The organism is Mesorhizobium sp. M7A.T.Ca.US.000.02.2.1, from assembly GCF_003996995.1.
Lineage (GTDB): Bacteria > Pseudomonadota > Alphaproteobacteria > Rhizobiales > Rhizobiaceae > Mesorhizobium.
The window spans coordinates 12653-27065 of the sequence record NZ_RZTT01000032.1 but is presented as its reverse complement, the minus strand read 5'-3'; the positions used below and the strand labels follow the sequence as shown (position 1 = coordinate 27065).

The following is a 14413-nucleotide window of genomic DNA, read 5'->3' as shown; positions in this document are numbered from 1 at the left end:
GTTCAGCGTGCCGGCAGCCTTCGCCGCCTGGTATTTGGTGCTGCATTCCTTCGCCGTCAGGCCCTTGGCCGTGCTGTCGTCCGCAGCGGCGGCAGCCTTGGCCGCCTTGGCCGGCTTCGTCTCGGCAGCCTTCGTGGTATCGGCCGGCTTGGCGTCGGTCGTCGCGGCGGCGTCGGTGCCGCACTGAGCCTTGCGGAACTGGTTCCAGGTCGCGCCGGCGAGTGTCCCCGCATCCTTGGCGGCGTTGTATTTCGTGCTGCACTCGGCCATCGTCAGTGCGTTGGCTGGCGAGGCCAGGAACAAGGTCGCGACGGCTAGGCCGGTCAAAGTGGCAAGTCGGTGGATGAGCATAGCGTTTCTCCGTTGCAGCAGCCCATGATACGTCCCTGCAGATCAATATCGCTCAACGGGCGGTTGCGCCAGATGCTAAGTGGCGTATATATCGCCGAAAACCGGCTTCTCCCGATAAGGTGATGAAATCGTTGTCCGTTGTCTGGTTCAGAGCAAGATTTTCCTCGTGCGTCCGCGCTGAAAGGCTCGCATGACTTGTATATTGCAACATGGCAGTCTGGGCATGTCAGGTTGCGGCCACATGTGTGCAGTGCACAACAATGGTTTTCTAAGGATTGGTAACGTACAATCACACAATGTGATCATAGCGCCCTGGCCAATTGTGGCATGACGTGCCGGGGAAGAAACGTCGAGGAAGCTGACTAGCATGGCAGGGAATTATTTCGGCACGGACGGCATTCGCGGACGCGCCAACAAGTTTCCGATGACGGCTGAAATCGCGATGCGGGTCGGCATGGCCGCCGGCCTTTCCTTCCAGCGCGGCAGCCATCGACATCGTGTCGTGCTCGGCAAGGACACCAGGCTTTCCGGCTATATGATCGAGAATGCCATGGTCGCCGGTCTTTGTGCCGCCGGCATGGACGTGTTCCTGCTCGGCCCGATCCCGACGCCGGCTGTCGCCATGCTGGTGCGTTCGCTGCGCGCCGATATCGGCGTCATGATCTCGGCCTCGCACAACCCCTATTACGACAACGGCATCAAGCTGTTCGGACCCGACGGCTACAAGCTCTCCGACGAAATCGAGGAGCGCATCGAAAGCATGCTCGACAAGGATATCGAACTGGCGCTCGCCGATTCCGACGGGCTTGGCCGCGCCAAGCGCGTCGACGGCGTGCATGACCGCTACATCGAATTCGCCAAGCGCACCTTGCCGCGCTCGATGTCGCTCGCCGGCTTGAGGATCGTCGTCGATTGCGCCAATGGCGCGGCCTACAAGGTGGCGCCCGAGGCGCTGTGGGAACTGGGCGCCGAAGTCGTCGCCATCAATGTCGAGCCCAACGGCTTCAACATCAATAAGGAATGCGGCTCGACCCATCCGGCCGGCCTGCAAAGGAAGGTGCACGAAGTGCGCGCCGACATCGGCATCGCGCTCGACGGCGACGCCGATCGTGTCGTCATCGTCGATGAAAACGGCGCGATCGTCGATGGCGACCAGATCATGGCGCTGATCGCCGAATCCTGGCACCAGAGCGGGCGGCTTGCGGGCGGCGGCGTCGTTTCGACGGTGATGTCCAATCTCGGCCTCGAGCGCTTCCTCGGCGACATGAAGCTGCAATTGCACCGCACCAAGGTCGGCGACCGTTATGTCGTCGAGCATATGCGTGCGCATGGCTTGAATGTCGGCGGCGAACAGTCGGGTCATATCGTGCTGTCCGACTTTTCGACGACCGGCGACGGCCTGGTCTCGGCGCTGCAGGTGCTCGCCTGCATCAAGCGGCAGGGGCGGCCGGTCAGCGAACTGTCGAAGAAATTCGAACCCGTGCCGCAACTCCTGAAGAACGTCCACATTTCCGGCGGCAAGCCGCTTGAGGAGGCGCCGGTCAAGGCCGCCATCGAAGACGCCCGCAACCGCCTCGGCAAGACCGGACGGCTGGTTATCCGGCCATCAGGGACAGAGCCGCTGATCCGCGTGATGGCCGAAGGCGACGACCCGCAATTAGTCGAGTCCGTGGTCAATGGCATCGTGGACATCATCTCGGAAACGCGCAGCGCCGCTTGATCCCAGCGCGTCCAGCAGGACGTGGATCGGACAACCAGGCGCCGTGCTCCTTTAACCGCTCCAAGGCCCGCCTCTCGGCGGGCTTTTTCTTGTCAGCCGCCACTTTGTTCGGTGTCCGTAAATCTCGCGCCGATCCCTGGAAGTTTCGAGATTCGTGGTTAAGCAACAGGGTTAAACGCCTTTTAACCTTTGCAATTCATTATCCACGACTGAAAGCCAATCGCATTTCGGGCGGGTTCGCCGTTCCGAGCTTCTCAGGGGTGACAAGCATGTTCAAGACAGCAAGAAAGGCCCTGCTCGCCTTCCTGTTCGCAGGGTTGGCAGGGCCGTTGTTCGCGGCCGATCTGCCGGAACCGATGGTTGAAGAGGCTCCGCCTCAGGCCATCTACGAGCAGCCGGTCGAGGTCGGCGGCTGGTATATCCGCGGCGATATCGATTATCACAAGTCGACCGTGCGCGGCATCGACTATATGACCTACACCGTCGATCCCTGTAACTGTACGGTCACGCCCGGCACCAGAAGTTTCGATTTCGGCAAGCTCAAGGGCGGTTTCTCGCTCGGTGCCGGCGTTGGTTACAAGATCAACGACCACTTCCGGACCGACCTGACGGCCGACTATTGGTTCAAGTCGAACTTCAACGGCGGCACCTCGGACATCAACGGTACTTCGACCGAAGTATCGAAGATGAGCGCCCTGCTGTTGCTTGCCAACGCCTATGTCGATCTCGGCACCTACCATGGCATCACGCCTTACGTTGGCGCCGGCATCGGCGGCGCCCGCGTCAAGTGGGATGATGTCTACGACCCGAACACCACCGAGTTCAATCCCGGCAGATCAAGCTGGCGTTTCGCCTACGGTCTGATGGCCGGCGCTTCGTACTGCCTGACCGACAAGATCATTCTCGATGCCGGCTACCGCTTCTCCCATATCCAGGGCGGCCGCATGTTCGACTGGAACATCACCAGCTCCGGTCCCGGCTTCGATCGTGGCATCAACACACATGAAGTGCGCGGTGGCCTGCGTTACCAGTTCGGTGGCAACAATGGTTGCGCCGCGCCGGTCGTTGCCTACCAGCCCGAACCCGAGCCGATCTACACCAAGTAACAGCATCGACATTACTTGCATTCTTCACAAACCGCCCGGCCTCAGCCGGGCGGTTTTTCGTTGGGCCGCCTGGAATCGACAGGGGAAATGAATTCGCTAACGCTCTGTTAGCCTTAACCGGCACTTAACCACTATGGTTAACAATGCTCCTTGAAACGATGGCTGACGCTGCGATTGCGGGCTGCCAAATTCGGGAGTCAGGGACCATGAAACTTACATCGCGTATGGCGCTGGCGCTCGGTGCACTGGCCTTCCTGCCGCTGACGCCGGTGCACGCGGCCGACTACGATCCGCCGATCTATGTCGACCAGGCGCCCGACTACGTCCCGGTCGAGGTCGGTTCCGGCTGGTATCTGCGCGGCGACGTCTCCTATCTGGCGCAGAAGAGCTTCGACAATCATGATTTTGCCACCGAAACCGCAGCCTTCAGCGACAAGGAAGATCCGATCTTTGCCAGCATCGGCTTCGGCTACCATTTCAACGACTATCTGCGCGCCGACCTCAATCTCGGCTATCTGCCCGGCAACGAGATCGGCGTCGGCTATGACGATTCAGCGACTGCCGCAGAGCCGACCGTGGCGTCGGCATCCCTTAAGAACTACGCCTTGTCGGGCATACTCAACGGCTATGTCGATCTTGGCACCTATGTCGGCATCACACCCTATCTCGGCGCCGGTATCGGCATCGTCCGCAGCAAGCGCACCCTGTCGGCAAGCTATTTCACCGACAATGGCGACGACACGGACGATTTTGCTGTAAGTGACAGCAAGACCCAGTACTCGCTGGCCTACACGCTGAATGCGGGCCTCGCCTATCAGGTATCGAAGAACGTTTCCGTCGACCTGGGCTATCAGTATTTCTCCGCCCCGGACGCCGAATATGTAGCCGCCGAGAGCCTAGATTCCTATCCAATCCGCAAGGGGATCAGCAATCATCAGGTCAAGCTTGGGCTGCGCTACGATCTCTGGTAGGCGCAGCGAGCATGTGGATCAGAACGGCGGATCTTTCGGGGTTCGCCGTTTGCGTTTGAAGTTACGACATCCTGATCGGGGATCGCCGGTATCCCGGCAGCGACAAAAACTTTCCTCTTGACGCCCGAAGTCTGAACGCATATCGCCGTCCGTGGGCCACCCCTCCCCAACGAGGGGCCACTATCTGGAAGGATAGACCACGATGACGACGCATACGAAGCCCGGACTCCGTCCGGCAAATCCCAATTTTTCCTCAGGTCCCTGTGCAAAACGTCCCGGCTGGTCGGTCGAGGCGCTGAGGGCTGCCGCGCTCGGCCGTTCCCATCGCGCCAAGATCGGCAAGACCAAGCTCGAACAGGCGATCGAGCTGACGCGGGAAATTCTCCAGGTCCCGGCGGGTTACCGCATCGGCATCGTGCCGGCGTCGGACACCGGCGCGGTCGAGATGGCGCTGTGGTCGCTGCTTGGCGAGCGCGGCGTCGACATGGTCGCCTGGGAGAGCTTTGGCTCCGGCTGGGTCACCGACGTGGTCAAGCAGTTGAAGCTCGCCGACGTGCGCAAGATCGAAGCCGGCTACGGCGAACTGCCTGATCTCACCAAGATCGATTTCGACCGCGATGTGGTCTTCACCTGGAACGGCACCACGTCGGGCGTGCGCGTGCCGAACGGCGATTTCATTCCCGCGGACCGCAAGGGCCTGACCGTCTGCGATGCGACTTCCGCCGCATTCGCGCAGAGGCTCGACTTCGAAAAGCTCGATGTCGTCACGTTCTCCTGGCAGAAGGTGCTGGGCGGCGAGGGCGCTCACGGCATGCTGATCCTGTCGCCTCGCGCCGTCGAGCGGCTGGAGACCTACAAGCCTTCATGGCCGCTGCCGAAAATCTTCCGCCTGACCTCGGGCGGCAAGCTGATCGAAGGCATCTTCAAGGGCGAGACCATCAACACCCCCTCGATGCTGTGCGTCGAGGATTACCTCGATGCGCTCAACTGGGCGAAGTCGACCGGCGGCCTCGACGCGCTGATCGCCAGGGCGGATGCCAATGCGGCCGTCCTCGATCGCTTTGTCGGCAAATCCTCCTGGCTCGGTCATCTCGCCGTCCAGCCGGCGACACGGTCGAACACGTCCGTCTGCCTGTCCTTCACCGACCCGGACGTGTCCGCGCTCGACGCCGAGGGGCAGGCGGCTTTCGCCAAGGGGCTGGTGTCGGTGCTCGACAAGGAAGGCGTCGCCTACGATATCGGTGCCTATCGCGACGCACCGCCCGGCCTGCGCATCTGGTGCGGCGCGACGGTCGAGACGTCGGATCTCGAGGCGCTGCTGCCCTGGCTCGACTGGGCCTTCGCCGCGCAGAAGGCGTCGCTCAAAGCGGCGGCCTGAGATCATTCGCGGCGGCCTTCGGGCCGCCCATTCCCATCAGGATCAAATCCATTTCAAGGAGGCCGCCATGGCGCCCCGCGTTCTCGTCTCAGACAAACTCTCCCCCACCGCCGTGCAGATATTCAAGGATCGTGGCGTCGAGGTCGACTATCTGCCCGATCTCGGCAAGGACAAGGAAAAGCTCGCCGAAGTGATCGGCCAGTATGATGGCCTCGCCATCCGCTCGGCGACCAAGGTCACCGAAAAACTGATCAACGCCGCTACCAATCTCAAAGTCATCGGCCGTGCCGGCATCGGCGTCGACAATGTCGATATCCCGGCGGCAAGCCGCAAGGGCATCATCGTGATGAACACGCCGTTCGGCAATTCGATCACGACAGCCGAACATGCGGTGGCGATGATCTTCGCGCTTGCCCGCCAGATACCGGAAGCCAACGCTTCGACCCATGCCGGCAAATGGGAAAAGAACCGATTCATGGGCGTCGAGATCACCGGCAAGACGCTGGGCGTCATCGGCTGTGGCAACATCGGTTCGATCGTCGCGACGCGCGGCGTTGGCCTCAAGATGCACGTCATCGCCTTCGATCCGTTCCTGTCGGACAGCCGTGCCGAGGAGCTTGGCGTCGACAAGGTCGAACTCGACGAACTGTTCGCCCGCGCCGATTTCATCACCCTGCACACGCCGCTGACCGACAAGACGCGCAACATCATCGATGCCGCGGCGATCGCCAAGATGAAGAAGGGCGTGCGCATCATCAATTGCGCACGCGGCGGTCTGATCGTCGAGGCCGACCTGATCGCGGCGCTGAAGAGCGGCAAGGTGGCAGGCGCCGGCGTCGACGTCTTCGAGGTCGAACCGGCCGAAAACAACGAACTGTTCGGCATGGAGAATGTGGTGGCGACGCCGCATCTCGGCGCCTCGACGACGGAGGCCCAGGAGAATGTCGCGCTGCAGGTTGCCGAGCAGATGGCCGACTATCTGATCAAGGGCGCCGTCTCCAACGCCATCAACATGCCGTCGATCACCGCCGAGGAAGCACCGCGGCTGAAGCCCTTCGTCAAGCTTGCCGAAGTGCTCGGCGCCTTCGTCGGCCAGGTCACCGAGGATCCGATCAAGGAGGTCGAGATCCTGTTCGACGGCTCCACCGCAACGATGAATACGCGCGCGCTGATCAGCGCCGCACTCGCCGGGCTGATCCGGCCTCAGGTCTCCGACGTCAACATGGTGTCGGCGCCGATCATGGTGAAGGAGCGCGGCATCATCGTCGCCGAGGTCAAGCGCGACAAATCGGGCGTGTTCGACGGCTACATCAAGCTTACGGTGAAGACCGAGCACATGACGCGCTCGATCGCCGGCACATGCTTCTCGGATGGCAAGCCACGCTTCATCCAGATCAAGGGCATCAACCTCGATGCCGAGGTCGGCCAGCACATGCTCTACACCACCAATGCGGACGCGCCTGGCATCATCGGCCTGCTCGGCACCGTCTGCGGCGAGAACGGCGTCAACATCGCCAACTTCCAGCTCGGCCGCAACCGGCCGGGCGGCGATGCCATAGCGCTGCTCTATCTCGACGCGCCGTTCCCGGAGGCCGTGCTGGAAAAGGTCAAGGCGCATAAGTCGATCGACTCGGCCAAGCGGCTGCAGTTCGACGTCAACGCGATGTGATCGAGGACAGGCGGTTGCCGACCCCCTCGCTGATGCCGGCCGCCGCGGCGGCCGGTTCAGGTCAACTCGTCCGAGCCATCGGAGACACCCACGCGATGTCGGTAGACCAGTTCCCAGCCCTTCCAGCCCGTAAACAGCAGGATGAGAACCACGATCATCGATAGGACGATGCCGGCTGGCATCACGGCCGCCGCTCCGCCGGCATACCGCGAGTACCAGTTGTAAAGCTCGATCAACACGACGAGTACATTGCCGCCGGCATGGAGCCATGCCGTTGTGAGATTGCGGATCTGAACATCGCCGAGAACATCCGTCAGGCCAGCAAGCGCAGCCAGGGCTGCCGTGATCAGGCCTGCGCCGAGAAGCCAAAGCGACCCGGTGACCCATCCGGGATCGGCTGTTCGCCAGAAGATAAGATCGCAAACGAAGGTGCCGACGAAAAAAGCAATCGGAAACGGAATCAGCATGGGATGGATAGGGTGACCGGCAATGCTTGCCGTGCTGCGAGGGTTCGGGCTCATCATGTCGCCTCCCTGCCGTTCAAACTCCGCTGGAGGTGAAATGTTCCAAGTGAGGACGCGGCAGGGTTTATGCCGCTGTTTCCGGGCCATTGGCTAGATCCATGCTGTTCGCGTGAATCGCTGCAACGGGGAGAGCGTCAGCCGCCACATGTCATCTGCGGTGGTCCGCCACCGCCATCTTGCGCCCGCTGTATTCGGCAAGCCCGATGCCGCCCAGCACGAGCACCAAAGCCAGTGCCTGATAGAGGTGGAACGTCTCGCCGACGATCAGCACCGACAGCAGCGTGCCGAAGATCGGCACCAGATTGATGAACAGGCCGGCGCGGTTGGCGCCGATCAGTTCGTTTCCTCTGATGTAGAAGATCTGCGAAACGACGGAGGCGCCGATCGCCGTATAGACGATGACGGTCCAGCCGCGCGCATCGGGCATGATGACCTTGCCGGCGACGACCTCCCACAGGAAGAACGGCAGCGAAGTGACGAGTGCCGCAACCGACAGGGCCAGCATCAGGCTTTGCCAATGCATCACCGGTTTCAACCGCAGTCCGACCGAATAGCCGCTGTAGAGAAACACGGCGACCAGCATGATGGCGTCGCCGAAATTGAGTTCCAGCGTCAACAGCCGGCGCGGGTCGCCATGGCAGGCGGTGAGGATCACGCCGGCGATAGTCAGCACGACGCCGACAATCTGCGCCCAGTTCACGCGCAGGCGGAAGAAGACGAAATTGGCAGTCATGATCAGGATCGGCATCGCCGCCTGTTCGATCGAGACATTGATCGCTGTCGTGTAGTTGAGCGCCGTGTAGAAGATGGTGTTGAACAGGGTGAAGCCGCTGGCGCCGAGGGCGACCAGCACGAACCAGTGCTTGCGGACGACCGGCCAGTCCTTCTGGATGGTCTTCCAGCCGATGGGCAGCATGATCGCCACGGCCAGCACCCAGCGCAGAAAGACCAGCGTCATCGGCGAGACGTGATCGACCGCCAGCTTGCCGGCCACCGAATTTCCACCCCAGAGCAAGGTGGTGAGCAGCAGGAATATGTAGGCGCTTCGATGCATCGCGGGATTCCAGTCGCCGGAGCTGCGGTGTTTGCCGGCCTATTGCCCTCGCTCGCCCAAGTAAATGATGTCAAAGCCGAAAATTGTTGTGCCTCAGGGCATTTTCGACGGCAAAGAAAGGTCGCGCTCGCGAGGTCTTGACGTTATAGAGGCCTGTCGTTTCGAACCATATTCAAGCCGCTTGGCGGCGTCTCAAGGGAAAAGAAACATGGCCAATGTGGTGGTCGTCGGCTCGCAGTGGGGTGACGAAGGCAAGGGCAAGATCGTCGACTGGCTGTCGGAGCGGGCCGATGTCGTGGTGCGTTTCCAGGGCGGCCACAATGCCGGCCATACGCTGGTCGTCGACGGCAAGGTCTACAAGCTGTCGTTGCTTCCGTCGGGCGTCGTGCGCCAGGGCAAGCTGTCCATCATCGGCAATGGCGTCGTGTTCGACCCGCATGCTTTCGTCGCCGAGGTGGCCAAGCTCAAGGCGCAAGGTGTCGAAGTCGCACCGGATCGCCTGAAAATAGCCGAAAACACAGCGCTTATCCTGTCCCTGCATCGGGAGCTGGACGGATTCCGTGAGGACGCCGCATCCAATTCCGGGACGAAGATTGGCACGACCCGTCGTGGCATCGGCCCCGCCTACGAGGACAAGGTGGGCCGGCGCGCGGTCAGGGTGATGGACTTGGCGGATTTGGAAACACTGCCCGTGAAGGTTGACAGGCTGCTGACGCACCACAATGCGCTGCGTCGGGGGCTTGGCCATGCGGAAGTCACGCATGACGCGATCATGCAGGAATTGACCTCGGTCGCCGACGACATCCTGCCCTATATGGACCGGGTCTGGAAGATCCTCGACGACAAGCGCCGGGCTGGCGAGCGTATCCTGTTCGAGGGCGCGCAGGGCACGCTGCTTGACATAGACCACGGCACCTATCCGTTCGTAACCTCGTCGAACACGGTTGCCGGACAGGCTGCCGCCGGCTCCGGCGTCGGCCCAGGCGCCATCGGCTATGTGCTCGGCATCACCAAAGCCTATACGACACGCGTCGGCGAGGGTCCGTTCCCGACCGAGCAGAAGAACGAAGTCGGCGAATTCCTCGGCACGCGCGGCCATGAATTCGGCGTCGTCACCGGCCGCAAGCGCCGCTGCGGCTGGTTTGACGCGGTGCTGGTACGCCAGGCCGTCGCTGTCAACGGCATCAAGGGCATCGCGCTGACCAAGCTCGACGTGCTTGACGGGCTGGACGAGATCAAGGTCTGCACAGGTTACCGTCTCGACGGCGAGATGATCGATTATCTGCCGGCCAGCCAAGGCGCGCAGGCACGTGTCGAACCTGTCTACGAGACGCTCGAGGGCTGGAAAGGCACCACTGCCGGCGCGCGCAGCTGGAACGATCTGCCGGCCCAGGCCGTCAAATACGTCCGCTACATCGAAGAGCTGATCGGCGCCCCGGTCGCACTCCTTTCCACCAGCCCGGAACGGGACGACACGATACTTGTGACCGATCCGTTTCAAGACTAGTTTCTGAAGCCTTTCCGGGCATCGCGGCCGATTTGCGGGGGCCGGCGCGGAAACAAAATACAGGTCGACTGAAGCATGGCAGATTACGTTGCTATTCTGAAAAAGGCGCTCGGCAAGCATGGCGACGAGACGCCGGAAAAGCGTACGCGCATCTATGCCAGCGTTCGCACCATGCTGGCGAAGAAGCTTGAGGAATATTCGCCGCCGCCGGCCGCCGAAGCCATAGCCACGCAGATGCGTTCGCTGGAAGACGCGATCGCGAGTGTCGAGCGGGACTATGCCAAGAGCCTGCCGGAGACCGATCCGCTGGCGGAGCTGGAACACATCTTTTCGTCGATCGATCGCAACAAGAATCAGCCGAGCCATACACGGCAGCCGGCCAAGGCTGAATCGGCTTGGCCCGCACCGCCCGCTGCAAAGCCTGAATCTTATCAGCCCGCGCCACCACCTGCCGCCAAGGTCGAGCCGAGCTGGCAAAGGGCGACGCCGGCGCCTTCCCAGCCGGCTCGCGCCGAAACGCCTCTTCCAGGTATGGATGCCGACGAGGCGGAGGACGAGGCAGATGTCTTTTCCAGCGACGAAGAGCCGGTGTCGGACACCTTCCAGCGCCTGCGTCCCGCCGAGCGCAAGCGCAGCTATGGTGGGCTGATCGCGGCGGTCGTCGCTCTTCTGGTCGTAGCCGGCGGTGGCTACGGAATCTGGCTGAACAAGGATGCCTTTGGCAAAATGCTTGGGCTCGGCGGCAATCAGGTCGTCAAGACCGAGCCGGTGAAACCAGCGCCTGCCAAGCCGGCAACCGATGCCGCGGCAACGCCTCCGGCGCCCGCGGCTGGCGGCACGGAGGCCGAAAGCACGAAATTCACGCAGCGGCTGACGCCGCAGGGCAGTGAAGTCGACCCGGGTCCGGCCGGTGGCCAAAGCGGCATCGGCGAAGGCGAATCGGTCGCCGCGCTGACCACGCCGCCCTCGGCGGCGAACGCACCGGCGATTTCCTCTCCGGCCGCAGGCACACCTGCCGCGGCAGCGCCCCCCGCTACAGGTGCCGCCCCCGCAACGCCGCCTGCCAACGGAGCTGCCCCGGCAGCGCCGGCCGATGCTGCCGGCACGCCGCCCGCACCGGCAGCTGCGCCTGCGGAAACCGCTCTGCCTGTCGGCCAGAAGGCGATCTTCTACGAGGAGCGCACCAGCACCGCCCAGGGCTCCGCCGAGCCCGGCAATATCGTCTGGTCGCTGGTGCAGGAATCGCCCGGTGGCGACCTGCCGCCGGAGCCGGCGATCCGTGCCGAGGCCACCATTCCCGGCAAGGACATCCAGTTGCGCATGACCATCCGCCGCAACACCGATCAGACACTGCCGGCCAGCCATATCATCGAGATGATCTTCCTGACGCCCGACGGTTTCGAGGGCGGCGGTGTCGACAACATCCTGCGCGTCGCCATGAAGGGTTCGGAACAGGATGCCGGCAGCCCGTTGATCGGCATTCCGGCGAAGATCGCCGACGGCTTCTTCCTCGTCGCGCTCAACGATACCAAGGCCGACGAAGACGCCAACATGACCCTGCTTCGCGGCCAGGACTGGATCGACGTACCGGTCGTCTACAAGACCGGACGGCGGGCACTGCTGACCATGGAAAAGGGCATTCCCGGCGAGAAGGTGTTCGACGAGGCGATCAAGGCCTGGCAGGCCAAGACGGCTGGCTGAGAAGGAGCAGTTCAGAAGCCTTGGAACAGCATGTCGAGCGCGGAGACAATCTCGTCATGGTGCCTGGAAAGGCTTCCCTCTGGATCCGGCAATTCCGAGGCAGAGAAGGCTGACATAAACTGGGTGACCATCACATGATCTTTGCCGTTTATGGTGAAGGTCGGGTTTAATCGGCGACCAGGAACCGGGGCTATCTTGGGCGGCATCAGCGGAATGATGATCCTGGTGCTTAGTCCTTCAAGAAGGTCTGATTGCACGTCGAGAAGATAACCGCCGCCCGCGGCATTCCTATAGAAATCATAACGCGCCATCAGAACGGCCGGTGTTTGGCCAGTGGCAGTCCGTTGCGTCTGACATACTCATTGGAGCTGTCGATGGCTTCCTTATTTTCTTCCTGCCATCGGCGCGTTTTTTCTGCCGAGATTGCTTTTGCAATGCCCTCTTCGGCGGCGCGTGAGATATTGATGCCCAAAGCTTTCGCATCGCTGATCAACCGAGAGTCGATGGACGTATTCACAGATTGTCGCTGAGGTTTTGACGTCGATTGAAGCATAAAGATCGCCTCCTTTTATGCGCATAATCTAGGCGCATAAAAGCCCCCACGCAATCCTTCACCCTTCCATTTCCTCGCGCAACATCTCCAGTTCCAGCCATTCTTCCTCGAGCGCCGCCAGCGTCGCGCGCTCCTTGTCGAGGGCGGCGATGGTTTTCTGGAAGGAGGCCGGGTCGCGCTCGTAATAGGCCGGATCGGCGATGTTGTTCTCCAGTCTTGAGATCGAAGCCGTCACAGCCTCGATTTTCTTGGGCAGCGATTCCAGAGCGAATTTCTGCTTGAACGACAGTTTCTTCGCCGGCCCCTTTGGCGCGGCCGCTTCACTTCTGGTCGTCACTGGCGCTTCGCCGTTCTCGGCCTTCGCGCGCGCCTTGCGGTCGTCCAGCCTGGTGCCGCCGCGCTGCGCCAGCATGTCGGAGTAGCCGCCGGCATATTCGATCCAGCGGCCGTCACCATCCGGTGCAATCAGGCTGGTCACGGTGCGGTCGAGGAAATCGCGGTCGTGGCTGACTAGGATGACGGTGCCGGCAAAGCCAGCGATCAGTTCCTGCAGCAGTTCCAGCGTCTCCATATCGAGATCGTTGGTCGGCTCATCGAGCACCAGAAGGTTTGCCGGCCGCGCCAGCACGCGCGCCAGCAAGAGCCGTGCCCGCTCGCCGCCGGACAATTCGCGCACCGGGGTGCGTGCCTGCTCCGGCTTGAACAGGAAATCCTTCATGTAGGAGACGACGTGGCGCTGCTCGCCATTGATGACGAGGTTCTCGCCGCGCCCGTCGGTGAGATATTGCGCCAGCGTCTCCTGCGGGTCGACCGCCTCGCGCTTCTGGTCGAGCGTGGCGATCTCCAGATTGGTGCCGAGCCGCACCGAACCGGCGTCCGGCTTCATCTCGCCGGTCAGCATCTTCAAGAGCGTCGTCTTGCCGGCGCCGTTCGGCCCGACTAGGCCGACGCGATCGCCGCGCTGGATGCGGGTCGAAAACCCCTTGACCACGGTTAGATCGCCAAAGCTCTTCTCGATGTTCTTCGCCTCGATCACCAGCTTGCCGGACTCGGCGGCGTCGCTCGCCACCATGGTCGCCGACCCTTCGGCACCGCGATGGCCGCGAAAACGCTGGCGCATGGTCTGCAACTCGCCGAGCCGGCGCATGTTTCGCTTGCGCCGCGCCGTCACGCCGTAGCGCAGCCAATGCTCTTCGCGAACGATCTGGCGGCCGAGTTTATGCTGCTCGCGCTCTTCTTCCTCCAGGACCAGGTCGCGCCATTCCTCGAAATGGCCAAAGCCCTTGTCCAGCCTGCGGGTCTGGCCGCGATCGAGCCAGATGGTGGCGCGCGACACACGTTCGAGAAAGCGGCGGTCGTGCGAGATGACGATCAGTGCCGAGGAGGTGCGGATGAGTTCTTCTTCCAGCCATTCGATGACCGAGAGGTCGAGATGATTGGTCGGCTCATCGAGCAGCAGGATGTCTGGCTCCGGGGCCATGACGCGGGCAAGGGCAGCACGCCTCGCCTCGCCGCCCGACAGATCGTTCGGACGTTCCTCACCCGACAGTCCGAGATGCTCCATCAGATAGCTGGCGCGGTAGGAATCGTCGGCAGGGCCAAGCCCGGCCTCGACATAGGCGCGGACAGTGGCAAAGCCCTCCATGTCGGGCATCTGCGGCAAATAGCGGACAGTTGCCGAAGGCTGGCGGAACACCTCGCCGTCCTGCGGCTCGATCAGGCCAGCGGCGATCTTCAGCAGGGTCGACTTGCCCGACCCGTTGCGGCCGACCAGTGCGATCTTGTCGCCGGCCGAAGCCGTCAAGGCGGCGCCGTCGAGCAGCGGCGTGCCGCCGAAGGTCAGTTTTATCCCGTCGAGGTTGAGAAGAGGCGGGGCCAT

The 14413-nt window shown here is 62.3% G+C and carries 12 protein-coding genes and 1 pseudogene; 7 read left to right on the top strand and 6 right to left on the bottom strand.

The window, feature by feature from the left end:
• Nucleotides 1-351, bottom strand: a pseudogene (locus tag EOD15_RS05410) (hypothetical protein); the annotation flags it as partial.
• A 367-nt stretch (nt 352-718) separates the two neighbouring features.
• Between EOD15_RS05410 and glmM the strand changes: the two are divergent.
• The 5 genes from glmM (at nt 719) to serA (ending at nt 7195) form a co-directional block, all read left to right on the top strand.
• Entirely contained in the window at nt 719-2071 is a 1353-nt protein-coding gene (gene glmM, locus EOD15_RS05405) for a phosphoglucosamine mutase (RefSeq protein ID WP_127408333.1), read from the top strand.
• Nucleotides 2072-2340: 269 nt separating this feature from the next.
• Nucleotides 2341-3177, top strand: coding sequence for an outer membrane protein (locus tag EOD15_RS05400; protein WP_127322289.1), 837 nt, complete (start codon nt 2341-2343; stop codon nt 3175-3177).
• A 206-nt stretch (nt 3178-3383) separates the two neighbouring features.
• Nucleotides 3384-4148, top strand: a complete 765-nt coding sequence (locus EOD15_RS05395; protein ID WP_127267137.1) for an outer membrane protein — start codon at nt 3384-3386, stop codon at nt 4146-4148.
• A 202-nt stretch (nt 4149-4350) separates the two neighbouring features.
• Nucleotides 4351-5526, top strand: coding sequence for a phosphoserine transaminase (locus EOD15_RS05390; RefSeq protein ID WP_127322290.1), 1176 nt, complete (start codon nt 4351-4353; stop codon nt 5524-5526).
• A gap of 67 nt (nt 5527-5593) precedes the next feature.
• Nucleotides 5594-7195, top strand: a complete 1602-nt coding sequence (gene serA / locus EOD15_RS05385; protein WP_023811867.1) for a phosphoglycerate dehydrogenase — start codon at nt 5594-5596, stop codon at nt 7193-7195.
• Nucleotides 7196-7251: 56 nt separating this feature from the next.
• Here the strand turns inward: serA and EOD15_RS05380 are convergent, their stop codons facing one another.
• Nucleotides 7252-7716, bottom strand: coding sequence for a DUF2231 domain-containing protein (locus tag EOD15_RS05380; RefSeq protein WP_127318678.1), 465 nt, complete (start codon nt 7714-7716; stop codon nt 7252-7254).
• 151 nt (nt 7717-7867) lie between these two features.
• Entirely contained in the window at nt 7868-8773 is a 906-nt protein-coding gene (locus EOD15_RS05375; protein WP_127267134.1) for a DMT family transporter, read from the bottom strand.
• 208 nt (nt 8774-8981) lie between these two features.
• On the opposite strand from EOD15_RS05375, the gene EOD15_RS05370 reads away from it, so the two are divergent.
• Together EOD15_RS05370 and EOD15_RS05365 are read left to right on the top strand one after the other, a co-directional pair.
• Nucleotides 8982-10280: an adenylosuccinate synthase gene (locus EOD15_RS05370; protein WP_127267133.1), complete on the top strand. Its 1299-nt coding sequence runs from the start codon at nt 8982-8984 to the stop codon at nt 10278-10280.
• A gap of 75 nt (nt 10281-10355) precedes the next feature.
• Nucleotides 10356-11981: a hypothetical protein gene (locus EOD15_RS05365; RefSeq protein WP_127318674.1), complete on the top strand. Its 1626-nt coding sequence runs from the start codon at nt 10356-10358 to the stop codon at nt 11979-11981.
• 11 nt (nt 11982-11992) lie between these two features.
• On the opposite strand, the gene EOD15_RS05360 is transcribed toward EOD15_RS05365, so the two are convergent.
• Genes EOD15_RS05360 through EOD15_RS05350 form a run of 3 tightly spaced genes read right to left on the bottom strand, consistent with a single transcriptional unit; the run spans nt 11993 to nt 14413 of the window.
• Nucleotides 11993-12292 (bottom strand): CcdB family protein, encoded by a 300-nt coding sequence (locus EOD15_RS05360; RefSeq protein ID WP_127318672.1) that lies wholly within the window; start codon nt 12290-12292, stop codon nt 11993-11995.
• The gene (locus tag EOD15_RS05355; protein WP_127270148.1) at nt 12292-12534 is read right to left on the bottom strand and encodes a type II toxin-antitoxin system CcdA family antitoxin; all 243 of its coding nucleotides are present in this window, start codon (nt 12532-12534) and stop codon (nt 12292-12294) included. Before EOD15_RS05355 ends, EOD15_RS05360 begins: the two co-directional genes overlap by 1 nt.
• Nucleotides 12535-12592: 58 nt before the next feature.
• Nucleotides 12593-14413, bottom strand: coding sequence for an ABC-F family ATP-binding cassette domain-containing protein (locus tag EOD15_RS05350; protein WP_127318670.1), 1821 nt, complete (start codon nt 14411-14413; stop codon nt 12593-12595).

What these genes read in the sequence shown, in the direction of transcription:
- glmM (WP_127408333.1), top strand. Translation starts at nt 719, where the DNA reads ATGGCAGGGAATTATTTCGGCACGGACGGCATTCGCGGACGCGCCAAC.
- EOD15_RS05400 (WP_127322289.1), top strand. Translation starts at nt 2,341, where the DNA reads ATGTTCAAGACAGCAAGAAAGGCCCTGCTCGCCTTCCTGTTCGCAGGG.
- EOD15_RS05395 (WP_127267137.1), top strand. Translation starts at nt 3,384, where the DNA reads ATGAAACTTACATCGCGTATGGCGCTGGCGCTCGGTGCACTGGCCTTC.
- EOD15_RS05390 (WP_127322290.1), top strand. Translation starts at nt 4,351, where the DNA reads ATGACGACGCATACGAAGCCCGGACTCCGTCCGGCAAATCCCAATTTT.
- serA (WP_023811867.1), top strand. Translation starts at nt 5,594, where the DNA reads ATGGCGCCCCGCGTTCTCGTCTCAGACAAACTCTCCCCCACCGCCGTG.
- EOD15_RS05380 (WP_127318678.1), bottom strand. Translation starts at nt 7,716, where the DNA reads ATGAGCCCGAACCCTCGCAGCACGGCAAGCATTGCCGGTCACCCTATC.
- EOD15_RS05375 (WP_127267134.1), bottom strand. Translation starts at nt 8,773, where the DNA reads ATGCATCGAAGCGCCTACATATTCCTGCTGCTCACCACCTTGCTCTGG.
- EOD15_RS05370 (WP_127267133.1), top strand. Translation starts at nt 8,982, where the DNA reads ATGGCCAATGTGGTGGTCGTCGGCTCGCAGTGGGGTGACGAAGGCAAG.
- EOD15_RS05365 (WP_127318674.1), top strand. Translation starts at nt 10,356, where the DNA reads ATGGCAGATTACGTTGCTATTCTGAAAAAGGCGCTCGGCAAGCATGGC.
- EOD15_RS05360 (WP_127318672.1), bottom strand. Translation starts at nt 12,292, where the DNA reads ATGGCGCGTTATGATTTCTATAGGAATGCCGCGGGCGGCGGTTATCTT.
- EOD15_RS05355 (WP_127270148.1), bottom strand. Translation starts at nt 12,534, where the DNA reads ATGCTTCAATCGACGTCAAAACCTCAGCGACAATCTGTGAATACGTCC.
- EOD15_RS05350 (WP_127318670.1), bottom strand. Translation starts at nt 14,413, where the DNA reads ATGGCCCCGCCTCTTCTCAACCTCGACGGGATAAAACTGACCTTCGGC.